Origin of the sequence: Micromonospora sp. DT233, assembly GCF_049841815.1 — a bacterium.
Taxonomy (GTDB): Bacteria; Actinomycetota; Actinomycetes; order Mycobacteriales; family Micromonosporaceae; genus Micromonospora.
This window is the reverse complement of sequence record NZ_JBNCLB010000004.1, coordinates 415,006-429,661: the sequence shown is the minus strand read 5'-3', so window position 1 is coordinate 429,661 and position 14,656 is coordinate 415,006. Positions and strand designations below refer to the sequence as shown.

Annotated in this window: 18 protein-coding genes and 1 pseudogene; 4 read left to right on the top strand and 15 right to left on the bottom strand. The window is 72.0% G+C overall.

Annotation, left to right across the window (positions count from 1 at the left end; translation table 11 throughout):
- Window positions 1–10: 10 nt before the first annotated feature.
- From ACLQ2V_RS13050 to ACLQ2V_RS13040, 3 genes are all read right to left on the bottom strand, one after another.
- Entirely contained in the window at window positions 11–178 is a 168-nt protein-coding gene (locus ACLQ2V_RS13050) for a hypothetical protein (protein WP_425718692.1), read from the bottom strand.
- Window positions 175–642: a hypothetical protein gene (locus tag ACLQ2V_RS13045; RefSeq protein ID WP_425718691.1), complete on the bottom strand. Its 468-nt coding sequence runs from the start codon at window positions 640–642 to the stop codon at window positions 175–177. Before ACLQ2V_RS13045 ends, ACLQ2V_RS13050 begins: the two co-directional genes overlap by 4 nt.
- 249 nt (window positions 643–891) lie before the next feature.
- Window positions 892–1,131, bottom strand: a complete 240-nt coding sequence (locus ACLQ2V_RS13040) for a winged helix-turn-helix domain-containing protein (RefSeq protein WP_425718690.1) — start codon at window positions 1,129–1,131, stop codon at window positions 892–894.
- Window positions 1,132–1,441: 310 nt separating this feature from the next.
- On the opposite strand from ACLQ2V_RS13040, the gene ACLQ2V_RS13035 reads away from it, so the two are divergent.
- The 3 genes from ACLQ2V_RS13035 to ACLQ2V_RS13025 all read left to right on the top strand — a co-directional run bounded on the left by ACLQ2V_RS13035 (window position 1,442) and on the right by ACLQ2V_RS13025 (window position 3,434).
- Complete coding sequence (locus ACLQ2V_RS13035) at window positions 1,442–1,732, top strand: DivIVA domain-containing protein (protein WP_425718689.1); 291 nt, start codon at window positions 1,442–1,444, stop codon at window positions 1,730–1,732.
- Window positions 1,729–1,983, top strand: coding sequence for a hypothetical protein (locus tag ACLQ2V_RS13030; protein WP_425718688.1), 255 nt, complete (start codon window positions 1,729–1,731; stop codon window positions 1,981–1,983). The genes ACLQ2V_RS13035 and ACLQ2V_RS13030 overlap by 4 nt, the downstream gene beginning before the upstream one ends.
- A gap of 395 nt (window positions 1,984–2,378) precedes the next feature.
- On the top strand, window positions 2,379–3,434 hold the full coding sequence (locus tag ACLQ2V_RS13025; RefSeq protein ID WP_425718687.1) for a polysaccharide deacetylase family protein: 1,056 nt from the start codon (window positions 2,379–2,381) through the stop codon (window positions 3,432–3,434).
- 65 nt (window positions 3,435–3,499) lie between these two features.
- On the opposite strand, the gene ACLQ2V_RS13020 is transcribed toward ACLQ2V_RS13025, so the two are convergent.
- The 10 genes from ACLQ2V_RS13020 to ACLQ2V_RS12975 all read right to left on the bottom strand — a co-directional run bounded on the left by ACLQ2V_RS13020 (window position 3,500) and on the right by ACLQ2V_RS12975 (window position 12,254).
- Window positions 3,500–4,468 (bottom strand): hypothetical protein, encoded by a 969-nt coding sequence (locus tag ACLQ2V_RS13020; protein ID WP_425718686.1) that lies wholly within the window; start codon window positions 4,466–4,468, stop codon window positions 3,500–3,502.
- A 125-nt stretch (window positions 4,469–4,593) separates the two neighbouring features.
- Window positions 4,594–5,247: an acVLRF1 family peptidyl-tRNA hydrolase gene (locus ACLQ2V_RS13015; protein WP_425718685.1), complete on the bottom strand. Its 654-nt coding sequence runs from the start codon at window positions 5,245–5,247 to the stop codon at window positions 4,594–4,596.
- 253 nt (window positions 5,248–5,500) lie between these two features.
- On the bottom strand, window positions 5,501–5,902 hold the full coding sequence (locus ACLQ2V_RS13010; protein WP_425718684.1) for a metal-sulfur cluster assembly factor: 402 nt from the start codon (window positions 5,900–5,902) through the stop codon (window positions 5,501–5,503).
- Entirely contained in the window at window positions 5,899–6,372 is a 474-nt protein-coding gene (gene sufU, locus ACLQ2V_RS13005; protein ID WP_425718683.1) for a Fe-S cluster assembly sulfur transfer protein SufU, read from the bottom strand. Before sufU ends, ACLQ2V_RS13010 begins: the two co-directional genes overlap by 4 nt.
- A complete protein-coding gene (locus tag ACLQ2V_RS13000) occupies window positions 6,372–7,676 on the bottom strand; it encodes a cysteine desulfurase (protein ID WP_425718682.1) in 1,305 nt (434 codons plus the stop codon). The genes sufU and ACLQ2V_RS13000 overlap by 1 nt, the downstream gene beginning before the upstream one ends.
- Window positions 7,677–7,696: 20 nt before the next feature.
- A complete protein-coding gene (sufC, locus tag ACLQ2V_RS12995; protein WP_425718681.1) occupies window positions 7,697–8,470 on the bottom strand; it encodes a Fe-S cluster assembly ATPase SufC in 774 nt (257 codons plus the stop codon).
- Complete coding sequence (locus ACLQ2V_RS12990; protein ID WP_425718680.1) at window positions 8,470–8,814, bottom strand: non-heme iron oxygenase ferredoxin subunit; 345 nt, start codon at window positions 8,812–8,814, stop codon at window positions 8,470–8,472. Before ACLQ2V_RS12990 ends, sufC begins: the two co-directional genes overlap by 1 nt.
- Window positions 8,814–9,962, bottom strand: a complete 1,149-nt coding sequence (gene sufD, locus ACLQ2V_RS12985; RefSeq protein ID WP_425718679.1) for a Fe-S cluster assembly protein SufD — start codon at window positions 9,960–9,962, stop codon at window positions 8,814–8,816. The genes ACLQ2V_RS12990 and sufD overlap by 1 nt, the downstream gene beginning before the upstream one ends.
- 70 nt (window positions 9,963–10,032) lie before the next feature.
- A complete protein-coding gene (sufB, locus tag ACLQ2V_RS12980; RefSeq protein ID WP_425718678.1) occupies window positions 10,033–11,463 on the bottom strand; it encodes a Fe-S cluster assembly protein SufB in 1,431 nt (476 codons plus the stop codon).
- On the bottom strand, window positions 11,460–12,254 hold the full coding sequence (locus ACLQ2V_RS12975) for a helix-turn-helix transcriptional regulator (RefSeq protein WP_425718677.1): 795 nt from the start codon (window positions 12,252–12,254) through the stop codon (window positions 11,460–11,462). Before ACLQ2V_RS12975 ends, sufB begins: the two co-directional genes overlap by 4 nt.
- A 97-nt stretch (window positions 12,255–12,351) precedes the next feature.
- Here ACLQ2V_RS12975 and ACLQ2V_RS12970 point away from each other — a divergent pair.
- Window positions 12,352–13,308 (top strand): annotated as a pseudogene (locus ACLQ2V_RS12970) (COX15/CtaA family protein); the annotation flags it as partial.
- Here ACLQ2V_RS12970 and ACLQ2V_RS12965 read toward each other — a convergent pair.
- Window positions 13,291–14,220 carry an ATP-grasp domain-containing protein gene (locus ACLQ2V_RS12965; protein WP_425718676.1) on the bottom strand — a complete coding sequence of 310 codons (930 nt, stop codon included), beginning with the start codon at window positions 14,218–14,220 and terminating at the stop codon, window positions 13,291–13,293. The pseudogene ACLQ2V_RS12970 and the gene ACLQ2V_RS12965 sit on opposite strands and share 18 nt — an antisense overlap.
- A 5-nt stretch (window positions 14,221–14,225) precedes the next feature.
- Window positions 14,226–14,561, bottom strand: a complete 336-nt coding sequence (locus ACLQ2V_RS12960) for a hypothetical protein (protein WP_425718675.1) — start codon at window positions 14,559–14,561, stop codon at window positions 14,226–14,228.
- Between the last annotated feature and the right edge of the window lie 95 nt (window positions 14,562–14,656).

The following is a 14,656-nucleotide window of genomic DNA, read 5'->3' as shown; positions in this document are numbered from 1 at the left end:
CCAACGCCCCTCAGCCGCAGGGGGTGGCTTCGATGGCGTCGAACGCGGCGCGGGAGTTGGCCGAGGCCTGGCGGCACAGTTCTTCCCAGCCCTTGGCCGCGTCGTTGGCGGCGAACCGCAGGGCGTAGCCGCCGGGGCGGGGTGGCGGCGCGGCCCGGTCGCCGCGCTTGGCGCTCACTCGCCGTCCGGGCGCGTGGCCGCCCCGAAGTCGTCGGCGCTGGGCGCGGTCAGGACCCGGTGCAGGTCGGGGTCCGCGTGGATCTCGGCGGTGTGACGCCACTCGGCGAGCAGCTGCGACAGCGCCGCGGTGTTACCCATTGCGGTGGCGGCCTCGGCGGTGGCGACGAATTCGTCGGCCATCTGCTGGGCGTCGGCGGGCGGGAGGAACCGCACCCAGGACAGCACGGCGGGCAGCGCCTCGCGCACCAGGCCGGGGTCGCGGCGAACCAGGCTGGCCAGCAGCCGGGCGGTCAGGTCGACCACCTCGCCCTCGGCCTCGGCCCGGTCGGCGGACATCAGCACCAGGTCGGCGGCGTCACGGCGGCGCAGCCGCACCGCCCGGGTGCGGGCCAGCCGCTCGGCGGTCTCCGCCGGCTGGCGCAGCAGTTCGGAGAAGGGCACGGACTCCAACGGCATCGACATGACATCATCACTACTTCAGAAGTTGGCAGCAGGCACGCCAGGAAACGTCGAAGAGCTACCAGGCTCTCCATACCTGTGCTCGGACCCAGGCCTGGCGCAGGTCCAGATCCGGGTCCCCGGGCCTCGGGGCGGGCTTGGCCGGGACCGCGTGGACGGGGCGCGGGGTGGGTGATCCGATCACCGTCGTATTCCTCGACGGCGCATGATAGCCACGGCGGGCACCGCACGAAAAGTCACTTCAGCACGAACTCAGGGTGCCCGCATCCACAGCTTCGGGTCGTTGACGAAGACACCCTTGCCCTGCTGACGGCGGATGACACGGAGCGCTTCGAGCCGGGCGTACGACATCTGCACGGTCCCGTGGCTGACACCGTATTTTTCGCGCAGCTCGCTGATCGAGGGCAGCCTGTCCCCCGACTTCAACTTGTTGGACCTCACGTCGGCGATCACATCATCGGCGATGCGCCAGTAGTCCGGCACTTCTCGCATGGCACTCCTCGCGTGGCAATCCGATTCGATCACATCGCGACGCGCCCAACAAGCAGCGTTGACTCATCTGACATGTCTAGTTATGTTGGATGTGAGCCGCTCCTCGCGTGGCAACGAGATCGGCTCTTCCCCTGGTCGGGGCGGGTGTGCACGCCCGTCCCGGCCCACGGTTCACTCCGTCGTCGTACCGCCGATCAGGGCTGCGGCGGCGGAGCGGGCGGGCCGTGCGCACGCCGGCCGCGCACGACCCGCCCTTCCAGCACCACCGCACGCACCCCCCGCGTCTCCCCCGGCCCCGGAAAGGACCGTCGTGGCACAGGTGAATCGGGGCGGCCAGCCCCACCAGGGCCGCCGGCCCGTCCGGATGAGCCCGCACGAGGCGCTCACCCAGGAGTTCGGCCGGCGTCCGCGCGGCCTCGACCCCGATCAGGTACGCGAGTTCCAGGCGCGGGTGGCCGCCGAGCTGGCCGACCTGCACCGGCACGTACGGCTGCTGGTGCAGAAGAACACCCGGCTCACGCACGTGCTGCGCGACTGGCGGACCCTGCCTACCCGGGAGCCCCGGCCACCGGAGGAGCACCACGGGAACCAGGGCTGGTGACCGCCCACCCGTCCCCCGGTGACCTGCTGAGGGTCGACGGCTGCGCCTCGGTGCAGTTCGCCGGGGATCGCGCCCTGACGTTCCGGGTCGTCTCGGTGCCCGACCGGCCGACGTACCAAGGGTGGATCTGGTTGACCGGTTACGTGCTGGACCACCGGGGCTTGGCGACCGACAAGCGCGAGATCTACGTCCAGCTCGCCGGCCTGCACCCCCTGACGGCCGGAACGACCGGGACGCTCCGTCGCTCCTGAGGCGCAGGGCGGGGCGGCGGCGCGGCGTTTCGAGCCGATGTGCGGCGACCGCCGGAGGCCATGTCGCCGGACGGGACCGGGTCCCTCGGGGATCGGGCCGGGCCGTCCACGCTGTGGATCGTGCTGCTGAAGGCAGGTCCGACGGTTGGACAGGTAAGGCCCGGGCAGATCGCTTCGGCGAATTCGATGAGCGCGGCGACCGAGGGGCTCGGGGATCACCTAACCTCGACTCCGACTACTGAATGTCAGCGCCCTCATTCACCTCTCCGATAATTTCCGGAAGTCGTTGACGCGTTCGAAACGCCGCTGCAATACTCCGATCCACAGTGACTTTCATTCACGGTCATTGATGTCAAACATCGTCAGGTGCCACCACCCCCAAGGAGAACCTGCGCATGTTCACCAGCATCAGCGGCCCCCGCCGCCCGTCCCCGCCCCGAACATCCCGCCGCGCCCTCCGGCTGGCCGTCCTCGCCACCACCGTGGCGTTGGGCGCCACCGGTGTCGCGGTCGCCGCCACCCCGTCCAGCGCCGCCGCCTGCAACGGCTACGTCGGCCTCACCTTCGACGACGGGCCGACCGGCGGCACCAGCGCGCTGCTCTCCGTGCTGCGTGCCAACAACGCCCGAGCGACCATGTTCAACGTCGGGCAGAACGTGCAGGGCAACCAGTCCGCCGCGCGCGCCCAGGTCGACGCCGGCATGTGGGTCGCCAACCACAGTTGGAACCACGCGCACATGACGTCGATGAGCCAGAGCCAGATGCAGTCGGACCTCTCCCAGACCAACTCGGCGATCCAGTCGGCGACCGGCGTACGCCCGCAGTTGTTCCGCCCGCCCTACGGGGAGACCAACTCGACGCTCCAGTCGGTCGCCACGTCGCTCGGCCTGCGCCAGGTGATCTGGGACGTCGACTCCCAGGACTGGAACGGCGCCAGCGTCAGCCAGATCGTCTCCAACGCCAGCCGACTCCAGGCCGGTCAGGTGATCCTGATGCACGACGGCATCCAGAACACCCGCGACGCGATCCCGCAGATCATGGCCAACCTGACCAGCCGCAACCTCTGCCCGGGCATGATCTCACCGAGCACCGGCCGGGCGGTGGCCCCGGACGGCACCCCGCCGCCGACCACCCCACCCCCGACCACCCCGCCGCCCACCACCCCGCCCCCCGGTGGGGGTTGCACCGCGACGGCGACGACCCCCAACGTCTGGGGCGACCGGTACAACACTTCGGTGACGGTCCAGGGCGCCAGCAACTGGACCGTGGTCGTGGCGGTGACCGCGCCGCAGCGGATCACCACCACCTGGAACGGCACCCCCAGTTGGGACGGCACCGGTTACGTGATGACGATGCGCTCCAACGGCAACGGCAACACGTTCGGCTTCACCACGATGATGAACGGCAACAGCGGCGCCAGGCCGCAGATCCGTTCCTGCACCGCCGGTTGACCCCGGGGGTCCCGCCCGGGCCACGCCAATGGCTCGGGCGGGACTTCGGCCGCCGAGCGGCGTCCTCACGCTCCGGGGCGTCCCGGTGCCCGACCCGCCGACGCTGCCGCCGCGCGGATCGCGGGCAGGTGCCGGGTGAGGGTCCGGGCGTAGTCGGCGAGGATGTCGGTGGCCCTCTCGACGTGGTCGTACAGGGCCTCGACCTCGGCGGCGGTCTCCTCGCCCTGATCGATCCTGAGCCGGCGGGCGACGGCCAGGACGTCGTCGACGTCGGCGGTCGCGGCGAGGATCTCGCCGAGCGCCGCCAACGGCAGGTCGAGCCGGGCCAGCGCCCGGTCCAGTTGGGCCGCGTCGGGAAGATCGGGCAACCGGTGATCCGCCCAGGTGCCGGCCCAGAGCCGGCGCAGCCGGGCGTCCGGATCGATGATGTCGTCCCGGAAGACCACGCCGCCGTCCGGCGAGGGCCACGGGGTGAACCCTGCCCGCGCGACGTAGTCGGCCACGGCGGCGCGCAGGCCGTCCTCGGGGTCGTACGGGCTCGGCGGGCCGGCGACGGCGGCGGCGAGTTCGGCGAGCTGCCGCTGCTCGTCGGTGGGGTACGGCAGGTGACGCAGTTCCTCGTCCCAGAAGTGCGCGCTGGGGTCAGCGGCAGCGGCGCGGCACCGGTTCACGGGCTGGCCCGCCGCGGCGGACAACACGGCATAACAGGCGAGGTCGGCCCACCAGGCCGCGATGTGCCGGCTGGCGTCGCGCAGATCCCGGGCGGCGTGGCAGGCGTGGGCCAGGCGCAGGGAGCGCAGCGCCCGGTGCGGGTCGGGGCGGCTCCAGTATCCCGGGCCGACCTCCCCCCGCTCCAGGGGCCCCTCGTTGTCGTCGTTGCGGGCGTTCACCTCCTGCTCGGCGGCGGCGGTGTCCGCGATGAGCTGCTCGGCCACGGCGGCGAGGCCGGCCAGCACGGCATCGACGGCGTCATCGGTCAGACTCTCGTCGACGGGAGCGGACTTGACGGCTCCGTCGTGACGCTGGTCGTACATGGGTTCCTCCCGAGGGTGGGCCGGCGCTGGTCGGCCGGCGTGCAGGAGGTCATGGTGGCCGTGGTGACTACCATTTCCGTCGCACTCGGAGTCCGTCTTTTTCGGCACGCCCGCTGCCGCTGCGGCTAGACCAGATCCGGGTCGCGGACGAGAACGTGCACGGCGCGGGCGGCGGGAATCGCGGCCAGCAGCACCGCGTGGCGGGGCTCCGGCACGTCCAGCAGGCGTTCGGCACGCAGCGCCGCGAGCGGGGCGAGCCGCCGATCGGCCAGCACGGTCTCCACGGCCCGCCGGTCGCCGCCGCCGACCAGGGCCGCCAGGGTCACCGCCTGCGGCAGCAGCAGCCGTACGGCCAAGTCGGCCGCGTCGCCCAGGGCCGCCTTCGCCTGGTTGTCGCGCCGCCGGGCGAAGCGGTGCTGCGACCAGCCCCCGGCGGCGGTGCGCCCCTGCACGTACTGCGTGTCCACCTTGGAGACCACGAGATCGGTGCCCTCGGCGATCCCGACCGCCACCGCGCCCTTGCGGGCCAGCAGCAGCCCGATGCGGCGCGACGCGGAGGCGGCGGCCACGAATTCGGCGAGGTCGGCGGCCGGGGGTGCGCCCGGCGGGGCGTGCAGCTCGGCGGTCGCCCCGTCGGGGGCGGCGAGGCGGAGGCCGTACGGCTGCGGGGTGGTCGTCGGCGGGCCGTGCCGGTCGGCGAAGCCGGCGACCCAGCGGGCGACGCGCGCCGGGTCCATCTCGACCCACCGGCCGCCCCCGGCGGCGGGACGACTGCTCATGCGCCGACCGTACGGCATGTCGGGGACGTCGACCCGGCGGGGCGACGCGCCCGACGGGCACCGGTCACGTTGCGTAAACGCGCCCCGCCACGCCACCGGAACCTGCTCGCCGCCTTTGCTTTGCTGCCCTCCCGGCAACACGGCACGATCGGCGGCGGCATGATCGGCGGCGGGTGCCCCGACAGCGCGAAACGCCGCGAGCGTGCCCCGGGTGGGGGCACGCTCGCGGCGTGATGCCTGACGCAGGTGGGCGTCAGACGTTGAAGCCGAGGGAGCGGAGCTGGTCGCGCCCCTCGTCAGTGATCTTGTCGGGGCCCCACGGGGGCAGCCAGACCCAGTTGATCCGGATGTCGTTGACCAGTCCCCCGCCGGGGCCGGTGGTCAGCGCCTGCCGGGTCTGGTCCTCGATCACGTCGGTCAGCGGGCAGGCCGCCGAGGTCAGCGTCATGTCCAGGGTGGCGACGTTGTCGTCGTCGACGTGGACGCCGTACACCAGGCCGAGGTCGACCACGTTGATGCCCAGCTCCGGGTCGACGACGTCCTTCATCGCCTCCTCGACGTCGGCGACGGCGGCCTTCGCGCCGGCCGTCGCCGGCGCGGCGTCGGTGGCCACGGCGCCGGTCTCCGACGTGGTGGTGATCTCCTCAGAACTCATGCCTTCACCTCCGGGCTCGCGCCCACACCGGCGCGTGCCGCGGCGTCCTTGAACGCCATCCACGACAACAGCGCGCACTTGACCCGGGCGGGGAAGCGCGCGACACCCGCGAACGCCACCCCGTCACCGAGCACGTCCTCGTCCGGCGTGACCTGGCCACGGCCGGACAGTAACTCGACGAACGCCTCGTGCACCGCGAACGCCTCGTCCGCGTCCTTACCCCTGAGCAGCTCGTGCAACACGCTCGCCGACGCCATGCTGATCGAGCAGCCGACGCCCTCGTAGGAGATGTCGCGCAGCACGGCGCCGTCGGTGGCGACCCGGACGGTCACCTCGTCCCCGCAGGTCGGGTTGACGTGGTGCGCCTCGCCGACCCGGTCGCCCGGGTCGTCGGCGGCACGCAGCCCACGGCCCTGCGGGTGCTTGTAATGGTCCAGGATGATCTCCTGGTAGAGCTGGTCGAGCTGCATCAGTCGAACACCTTCCGCGCCTGCTCCAGGGCACCCACCAGGGTGTCGATCTCGGCCGTGGTGGTGTAAAGGTAGAACGAGGCTCGCGTCATGGCCGGTACGCCGAAACGGGCGCAGACCGGCTTGGCGCAGTGGTGACCGACGCGGACCTGCACGCCCAACGAGTCGAGCACCTGCCCCACGTCGTGCGGGTGCAGGTCGCCGAGGGCGAACGAGATCGTCCCACCCCGGCCCACCGGCACCGTCGGGCCGAAGATCCGCAGGCCGGGCACGGTGGCGAGGGCGTCCAGCGCGTACGCCGTCAGCTCCTTCTCGTGCCACTGGATCGCCCGCATGCCGATCCCGGTCAGGTAGTCCACCGCCGCGCCCAGCGCCACGGCCTCGGCGATCGGCGGGGTGCCGGCCTCGAAGCGGGCCGGCGGGGCGGCGAACGTCGACCGGGCCATGGTGACCGTCTCGATCATCGAGCCGCCGCCGAAGACCGGGGGCATCGCCGCCAGCAGCTCGCCCCGGCCCCAGAGCACGCCGATGCCGGTCGGACCGCACATCTTGTGGCCGGTGAAGACGATGAAGTCGGCGTCGAGGTCGACCACGTCGATCGGCAGGTGCGGCACCGACTGGGAGCAGTCGAGCAGCAGCAGCGCCCCCACCTGGCGGACCCGCTCGGTGATCCGGGCGGTGGCGTTGACGGTGCCGAGGATGTTGGACATGTGCACCAGCGAGACGATCTTCGTCCGCTCGGTGACCAGCTCCTCCAGCCCCGACTCGTCCAGCCGCCCGCCGTCGGTGACCGGGAACCAGCGCAGGGTCGCGCCGGTGCGCTCGGCCAGCAGCTGCCACGGGACGATGTTCGAGTGGTGCTCCATCTCGGAGATCACGATCTCGTCGCCGGGGCCCAGCCGGAAGCGCGGGTCGGCGTCGGCGCGCGGCGAGGCGTTGGAGAACGCGTACGCCACGATGTTGATCGCCTCGGTGGAGTTCTTCGTGAAGACCACCTCGTCGACGCTCGGCGCGTTGACGAACGCGGCGATCTTCGCCCGCGCGCCCTCGTACGCCTCGGTGGCCTCGGCGCCCAGGGTGTGCACCGAGCGCGACACGTTGGCGTTGTGCAGCGCGTAGTGCTCGGTGAGCGCGTCGAGCACCTGGCGCGGCTTGTGCGAGGTGTTGGCGCTGTCGAGGTAGACCAGCGGTCGCCCGTTGACCTCCCGGCTCAGGATCGGGAAGTCCGCGCGCACCGCCGCGGTGTCGAGGCGTGGCACGTCGTCGAACTGCGGCATCCCCTGCGGGATCGTGATGGTGGTCATCTGCGTGACCAGCCCCTTTCTCAGGCCCGCGCCGAGCCGGCCCCGGCGCTGTACCGCTCGTAGCCCTCGTCCTCGAGCTTGTCGGCCAGCTCCGGGCCGCCCTGCTCGACGATCCGACCGGCGACGAAGACGTGTACGAAGTCGGGCTTGATGTAGCGCAGGATGCGGGTGTAGTGGGTGATCAGCAGCAGGCCGGTGTCCCCGGTGTCGCGGACCCGGTTGACCCCCTCGCTGACCACGCGCAGCGCGTCCACGTCGAGGCCGGAGTCGGTCTCGTCGAGAATCGCGATCTTCGGCTTGAGCAGCTCCAGCTGCACGATCTCGTGGCGCTTCTTCTCGCCGCCGGAGAAACCCTCGTTGACGTTGCGCTGAGCGAACGCCGGGTCCATCTGGAGGCGCTCCATGGCCCCGCGCAGCTCGCCGCCCCAGGTGCGCAGCTTCGGCGCGGTGCCGTCGATCGCGGTCTTCGCGGTACGCAGGAAGTTGGCCACCGAGACGCCGGGGACCTCGACCGGGTACTGCATGGCGAGGAAGAGCCCGGCGCGGGCCCGCTCGTCGACGGACATGGCCAGCACGTCGACGCCGTCGAGGGTCACCGAGCCGCCGGTGATCTCGTACTTCGGGTGGCCGGCGATGGAGTACGCCAGGGTGGACTTGCCGGAGCCGTTGGGGCCCATGATGGCGTGGGTCTCGCCCGAGGCCACGGTCAGGTCGACGCCGGCCAGGATCGGCTTGAGCTCACCCTCGGGCAGCTTGACCGACACCTTCAGGTCGCGGATCTCCAGGGTGCTCATTATCGGGTCACTCCATTGCTCGGCATCGGGCGGCCGTCTGCGCCCACGGGAAGATAGATGTCGCCGTCGCGGACTTCGACGGGGTATACGGGTACGGGTTCGGTGGCGGGCAGGCCGCTGGGCTCACCCGTCCGCAGGTCGAAACGCGATCCGTGCAGCCAGCATTCCAGCGTGCACCCCTCGACCTCGCCCTCGGAGAGGGCGACGGCGGCGTGCGAGCACTCGTCGTAGGCGGCGTAGAAGACGCCGTCGTCGCCGTGCACCAGCGCCAGCGGGGTGCCCTCGACGTCGGCCCGGACCACGCTGCCCTTGGGCACGTCCTCGGCGGAGCAGATCCGGATCATCAGGCGCCCGCCTTGGCCAGCCGGGCCTCGATCGCGTCGCCGAGGCGCTCGCGCAGCTCCTCGACGGGGATCTTGTTGATCACCTCGGCGAAGAAGCCGCGCACCACCAGGCGGCGGGCTTCGCCCTCCGGGATGCCCCGGGCCATCAGGTAGAAGAGCTGCTCGTCGTCGAAGCGGCCGGTGGCGCTGGCGTGCCCGGCCCCGGCGATCTCGCCGGTCTCGATCTCCAGGTTAGGGACCGAGTCGGCCCGCGCCCCGTCGGAGAGCAGCAGGTTCCGGTTGATCTCGTACGTGTCGGTGCCGGTCGCCTCGGCCCGGATCAGCACGTCACCCACCCAGACGGTGTGCGCGTCGTCGCCCTGCAGCGCGCCCCGGTAGCCGACGTGGCTGCGGCAGTCGGGCACGTTGTGGTCGACGAGCTGGCGGTGCTCCAGGTGCTGGCCGCTGTCGGCGAAGTAGACGCCGTAGAGCTCGGCCTCGCCGCCGCGCCCGGTGTATTCCACCGAGATGAACTGCCGCACCAGGTCACCGCCGAGGCTGACCTGGATGTGCACCACCCGGGCGTCGCGGCCGAGGGTGATCCCGACGTGCTGCGCCTGCACCGTGTCGGAGGCCCAGTCGGCGATGGTGACCAGCGTCAGCTTCGCCCCGTCGGCGACGGTCACCTCGAGGTTGTCGGCCAGCGTGGCCGAGCCCTCCTGGGAGAAGACCACGGTCGCCTCGGCGAACCGCCCCACCCGGACCTGCGTGCGGGCCAGCGAGAGCTCCTCGGGGTACGCGCCCAGCAGCCGCACCACGACGGGCTCCGCGACGACCGCCTCGGCCGCCACCTCGACCACCGAGACCCGCGCCGCCCCGCCGTGGGCCAACGCGCCGGTCCGGTCGACCGGCAGGGGCGCCGTCGCCAGGGCGGCGTCGGTCGGCTCGACGAAGCGCAGCGACACCCCGGCCGGCAGGCTCGGGTGCTCCACGGTGAGGCCCCGGCCGTTGCCGGCCGACGCGTCGGCCGTGACCAGGCCGCGCAGGCGCTTGAGCGGGGTGAAACGCCACTCCTCCTCCAGGCCGGTGAGGGCCGGGAAGTCGGCGACGTCGTACGAGCGGAGCGCCTGCAACTTGGTGCTGGGCGGCGCGGAAGCCTGGGTAGTCATCTCTTCCTTGGTCTGTTCTGCGGCGTGGGGTCGTGCGCCGGAGGGCGGTGGGGCGGGTCGCGGCGCGGCGTCAGCCGACCGCGCCCTCCATCTGCAGCTCGATCAGGCGGTTGAGCTCCAGCGCGTACTCCATCGGGAGCTCCTTGGCGACGGGCTCGATGAAGCCGCGCACGATCATCGCCATCGCCTCGTCCTCGCTCAGGCCCCGGCTCATCAGGTAGAAGAGCTGGTCGTCGCTGATCTTGGAGACGGTCGCCTCGTGCCCCATCGACACGTCGTCCTCGCGGATGTCGACGTACGGGTAGGTGTCGGAGCGGGAGATGGTGTCGACCAGCAGCGCGTCGCACTTGACCGTGCTGCGGCTGTGGTGCGAGCCCTCCAGCACCTGCACCAGGCCCCGGTACGAGGTCCGGCCGCCGCCCCGGGCGATCGACTTGGAGATGATCGTCGAGGAGGTGTGCGGCGCGGCGTGCACCATCTTGGCGCCGGCGTCCTGGTGCTGCCCCTCGCCGGCCATCGCCACCGAGAGCACCTCGCCCTTGGCGTGCTCACCGGTCATGTAGACCGCCGGGTACTTCATGGTGACCTTGGAGCCGATGTTGCCGTCGACCCACTCCATCGTCGCGCCCTCGTGGCACACGGCGCGCTTGGTGACCAGGTTGTACACGTTGTTCGACCAGTTCTGGATGGTCGTGTACCGGCACCGGGCGTTCTTCTTGACGATGATCTCCACGACCGCGCTGTGCAGCGAGTCGGAGGAGTAGAGCGGGGCGGTGCAGCCCTCGACGTAGTGCACGTACGCGCCCTCGTCGACGATGATCAGCGTCCGCTCGAACTGGCCCATGTTCTCGGTGTTGATCCGGAAGTACGCCTGCAGCGGGATCTCCACCTGCACGCCCTTCGGCACGTAGATGAACGAGCCGCCGGACCAGACCGAGGTGTTCAGCGCGGCGAACTTGTTGTCGCCGACCGGGATCACCGTGCCGAAGTACTCCTTGAAGACGTCCTCGTGCTCGCGCAGCGCGGTGTCGGTGTCGAGGAAGACGACGCCCTGCTCCTCAAGGTCCTCGCGGATCTTGTGGTAGACCACCTCGGACTCGTACTGCGCCGCGACGCCGGCGACGAGCCGCTGCTTCTCCGCCTCGGGGATGCCCAGCCGGTCGTAGGTGTTCTTGATCTCCTCGGGCAGGTCCTCCCAGCTGGCGGCCTGCTTCTCCGTGGAGCGCACGAAGTACTTGATGTTGTCGAAGTCGATGCCGGTGAGGTCCGCGCCCCAGGCCGGCATGGGCTTGCGACCGAACAGCCGCAGTCCCTTCAGGCGCAGGTCGAGCATCCAGGCCGGCTCGCTCTTCTTCGCCGAGATGTCCCGCACCACCGCTTCGCTGAGGCCACGCTGGGCGGTCGCGCCGGCGACGTCGGAGTCGGCCCAGCCGTACTCGTAGCGACCGAGGGCAGCGAGCTGCTCCTCCTGGGTCAGGGGCTGAACGATCTGCTCGGTCATCTATCTGTCCTCACAGTGGTGACGGTCTTACCGGACGTGGCGCGCGACGACTGGGCGGGAATGTGCGTGGTGCACACCCCGTCGCCGTGCGCGATGGTGGCCAGGCGCTGCACGTGGGTGCCGACCAGGCGGGAGATCACCGTGGTCTCGGCCTCGCAGAGCTGGGGGAACTCGGCGGCCACGTGCGCCACCGGGCAGTGGTGCTGACAGAGCTGACCGCCGGAGGCGATCGTGGAGGCGTTGGCGGCGTACCCCTCGGCGGTGAGGGCCCCGGCGAGCGCCTCGGCCCGCGCCAGGGGGTCGTCGCCGGCGTCCTCCATCGCCGCGCGGCAGCGGTCCTCCAGCGCGGCGACCTGGTCGGTCGCGAAGGCCTCCACCGCCTCGGAGCCGCCGTTGCGGGCGATCCAGCGCAGCGCGGCGGTGGCGATGTTGTCGTAGTGGTGGGTGCCGCAGCGGACCCGGGCGGCGTCGGTCAGCACGAACACCTTCGCCGGGCGGCCCCGACCCCGGCTGCCCCGGACGATCTGCTCGCGGGCCAGCACGTCGCCGTCGGCCAGCATCGCGTCGAGGTGCCGGCGGATCGCCGCCGGGCTGAGCCCGAGCGCCGCGCCGAGCTGGGCGGCGGTGATCGCCCCCCGCTCCAGCAGCAGCCGGGTCACCCGGTCGCGGGTGGAGAGGTCGGTCCCGGCCGGGGGCACCGCCGCGTCGGGCCGGGAGACGGCGGACGGGGACACGCCGGCGACCGGACCGGTCGTCGGCTGCCGCCCGTGGAGCGCCGCCGCGTTTTTCACAACGCCAACGTTACGTAATTCGTCCGAGGGTGGCAAACCCGACTCCGGTGATCCGAGCCACCGACACCCCGAGTCACCCGATCGCGCCACCACTACGGTGCGTAGGATTCGCCCCGTGAAGGCATTCGCCCGGTTCCCCGTCTCCACCGTCCTGCTGCGCCGGCTGGCGCTCGCCTCGATCATCGCGAACGTCGCCATCGTGGTCACCGGTGGGGCCGTCCGGCTGACCGCCTCCGGCCTCGGCTGCCCCACCTGGCCCAGGTGCACCGACGCGTCGTACACCACGACGCCCGAGATGGGCGTGCACGGCGTGATCGAGTTCGGCAACCGGCTGCTCACCTTCGCCGTCGGCGCGATCGCCCTGGCCGTGGTGCTGGCCGTGCTGCGTCACTCCGCGCGGCGGCGGGCCCTGCTGCCCCTGGCGATCGGGGTGCTGCTCGGCATCCCGGCCCAGGCGGTGCTGGGCGGGATCACCGTGCTGACCGATCTGAACCCGTGGGTGGTCGGCCTGCACTTCCTCGCCTCGATGGCGGTGATCGCCGCCGCGTACGCGCTCTGGCGGCGCGTCGACGAGCCGGACGGCCCGGTCCTGCCCGCCGTGCCGGCGCCGCTGCGGACCCTGGCGCTGGTCACCACCGCCGTCAGCGTCGCGGTGCTGGTGATCGGCACCTGGGTCACCGGCAGCGGCCCGCACGCGGGCGACCACGGCGCGGCCCGCAACGGCCTCGACCCCGAGTCGATCTCCCAGGTGCACGCCGACAGCGTCTTCCTGCTCATCGGGCTCTCGGTGGCGTTGGTCTTCGCGTTCCGGGCCGTGGGCGCCCGACGCGCCGAACGGGCCGCGCTGGTGCTGGTGGCCGTGGAGCTGGGTCAGGGCCTGATCGGCTTCGTGCAGTACTTCACCCACCTGCCGCAGGTACTGGTCGGCGCGCACATGCTGGGCTCCTGCCTGGTGCTGCTGGCGACCCTGTCCGTGCTCTGGTCGACCCGCGAGCGCGCCCTGCCGCCGGTGGGAACGGCGGCGGGAACGGGTACGTCAGCGGAGGCGGGGGCGGGGCAGGTGGGCGAGGACCGCGTCCGCGAAGCGGTCGGGAGCGCCGTCGGCGTGCCCGACGAAGAGCGACGGCTCGGTGAGCTCCAGCTCGACCAGCACCGGTGAGCCGCCCGCGTCGTCGATGACGTCCACCCGGGCGTAGAGCAGGCGGTCCGGCCCGCCGGGGACCGCCGCCAGCGCCCGCCGCGCCACGTCGAGCTGCGCGGGGGTGGCCGTCTGGGCGGAGATCTGCGCCTCCCGGTAGTCGGTGTCGTCGCCCAGGTCCGGCCCGGTCAGCATCGCGCCCTTGCGGATCGCGTGGCTGAACCGCAGCCCGCCCTCGCCGGTCAGGAAGAGCAGCGCGGTCTCCCCGGCGGTGTCCACCGCCGGCAGGTACGGCTGGACCATGGCGACCCGGCCGGCGGCGCCCAGCCGTTGCAGGTGGGCGGCGGCCAGCTCGCGGTGCTGCGGGTCGGCCAGGTCGTAGCGGCCGGTGTCCTGGCTGTTGGAGCTGATCGCCGGCTTGATCACGTACTCGCCGTGGGCGGCCGGCGGCGACCAGCGCTGCCCCGGCGTGACCCAACTGGTCGGCACCGTGGGCACCCCGGCGGCGCAGAGGTCGTCGAGGTAGCGCTTGTCGGTGTTCCAGCGCACCACGTCGGCCGGGTTCACCAGCCGGGGCACGGTCTGCGCCCAGGCCACGAACTCGTCGCGGCGGGCCGGGTAGTCCCAGGGCGAGCGGAGCACCACCAGGTCGTAGCGGGCCCAGTCCACGGCCGGGTCGTCCCAGATCGGAGCGTCGACCCCGACGCCCCGGTCGGCCAGCGGGGCCAGCAGCAGCCGGTCGTCGGGCTCCAGGTCGCGGTGCCCGACGCTGGTGACGAGAGCGACCCGGGGTTCCCCCCGGGTCGACTGGTGGTGGTGATCGGTCATGGGGGTCAGCGTGACATGGCCCGGCGCCCCATCGACCGCCAGAGGTCGTTGTTCGGCCGCATCTGGTCCATCAGCTCGCGCTCCCAGGTGTTCTCGATGCTGACTCCCGCCGTGGCGCAGGCCTGCCGCGCCGTGACGGTGTCCTCCGCGAACTGGTCGGCCCACTGCCCGTCGCCGCCGACGAGGACGATGCGCGCCCCGCGCTTGCCGACGTACTCGATGACCGCCTTCGCCCCGCCGTGCCCGGCGGCGAACGACTTGATGCCCGCTACCAGGCCCTGCGGGGCCGGTGCGGAGACGGCCTCGCCGGCCGCGAGTGTCGTGTCGGAACCATCTGCCATGCCGTGAGCCTAAGCAGGGACCGCCGCCGAGGTGCGGGAACCATGAGCCAATTGTGATAACCGTTACCCCTGGGTTTAGCGGAGCGTGATGGCCA

Excerpts from the sequence above, each read along its gene's own strand:
- ACLQ2V_RS13045 (WP_425718691.1), bottom strand. The coding sequence starts at position 642 with ATGTCGATGCCGTTGGAGTCCGTGCCCTTCTCCGAACTGCTGCGCCAG.
- ACLQ2V_RS13040 (WP_425718690.1), bottom strand. The coding sequence starts at position 1,131 with ATGCGAGAAGTGCCGGACTACTGGCGCATCGCCGATGATGTGATCGCC.
- ACLQ2V_RS13025 (WP_425718687.1), top strand. The coding sequence starts at position 2,379 with ATGTTCACCAGCATCAGCGGCCCCCGCCGCCCGTCCCCGCCCCGAACA.
- ACLQ2V_RS13020 (WP_425718686.1), bottom strand. The coding sequence starts at position 4,468 with ATGTACGACCAGCGTCACGACGGAGCCGTCAAGTCCGCTCCCGTCGAC.
- ACLQ2V_RS13015 (WP_425718685.1), bottom strand. The coding sequence starts at position 5,247 with ATGAGCAGTCGTCCCGCCGCCGGGGGCGGCCGGTGGGTCGAGATGGAC.
- ACLQ2V_RS13010 (WP_425718684.1), bottom strand. The coding sequence starts at position 5,902 with ATGAGTTCTGAGGAGATCACCACCACGTCGGAGACCGGCGCCGTGGCC.
- sufU (WP_425718683.1), bottom strand. The coding sequence starts at position 6,372 with ATGCAGCTCGACCAGCTCTACCAGGAGATCATCCTGGACCATTACAAG.
- ACLQ2V_RS13000 (WP_425718682.1), bottom strand. The coding sequence starts at position 7,676 with ATGACCACCATCACGATCCCGCAGGGGATGCCGCAGTTCGACGACGTG.
- sufC (WP_425718681.1), bottom strand. The coding sequence starts at position 8,470 with ATGAGCACCCTGGAGATCCGCGACCTGAAGGTGTCGGTCAAGCTGCCC.
- ACLQ2V_RS12990 (WP_425718680.1), bottom strand. The coding sequence starts at position 8,814 with ATGATCCGGATCTGCTCCGCCGAGGACGTGCCCAAGGGCAGCGTGGTC.
- sufD (WP_425718679.1), bottom strand. The coding sequence starts at position 9,962 with ATGACTACCCAGGCTTCCGCGCCGCCCAGCACCAAGTTGCAGGCGCTC.
- sufB (WP_425718678.1), bottom strand. The coding sequence starts at position 11,463 with ATGACCGAGCAGATCGTTCAGCCCCTGACCCAGGAGGAGCAGCTCGCT.
- ACLQ2V_RS12965 (WP_425718676.1), bottom strand. The coding sequence starts at position 14,220 with ATGACCGATCACCACCACCAGTCGACCCGGGGGGAACCCCGGGTCGCT.
- ACLQ2V_RS12960 (WP_425718675.1), bottom strand. The coding sequence starts at position 14,561 with ATGGCAGATGGTTCCGACACGACACTCGCGGCCGGCGAGGCCGTCTCC.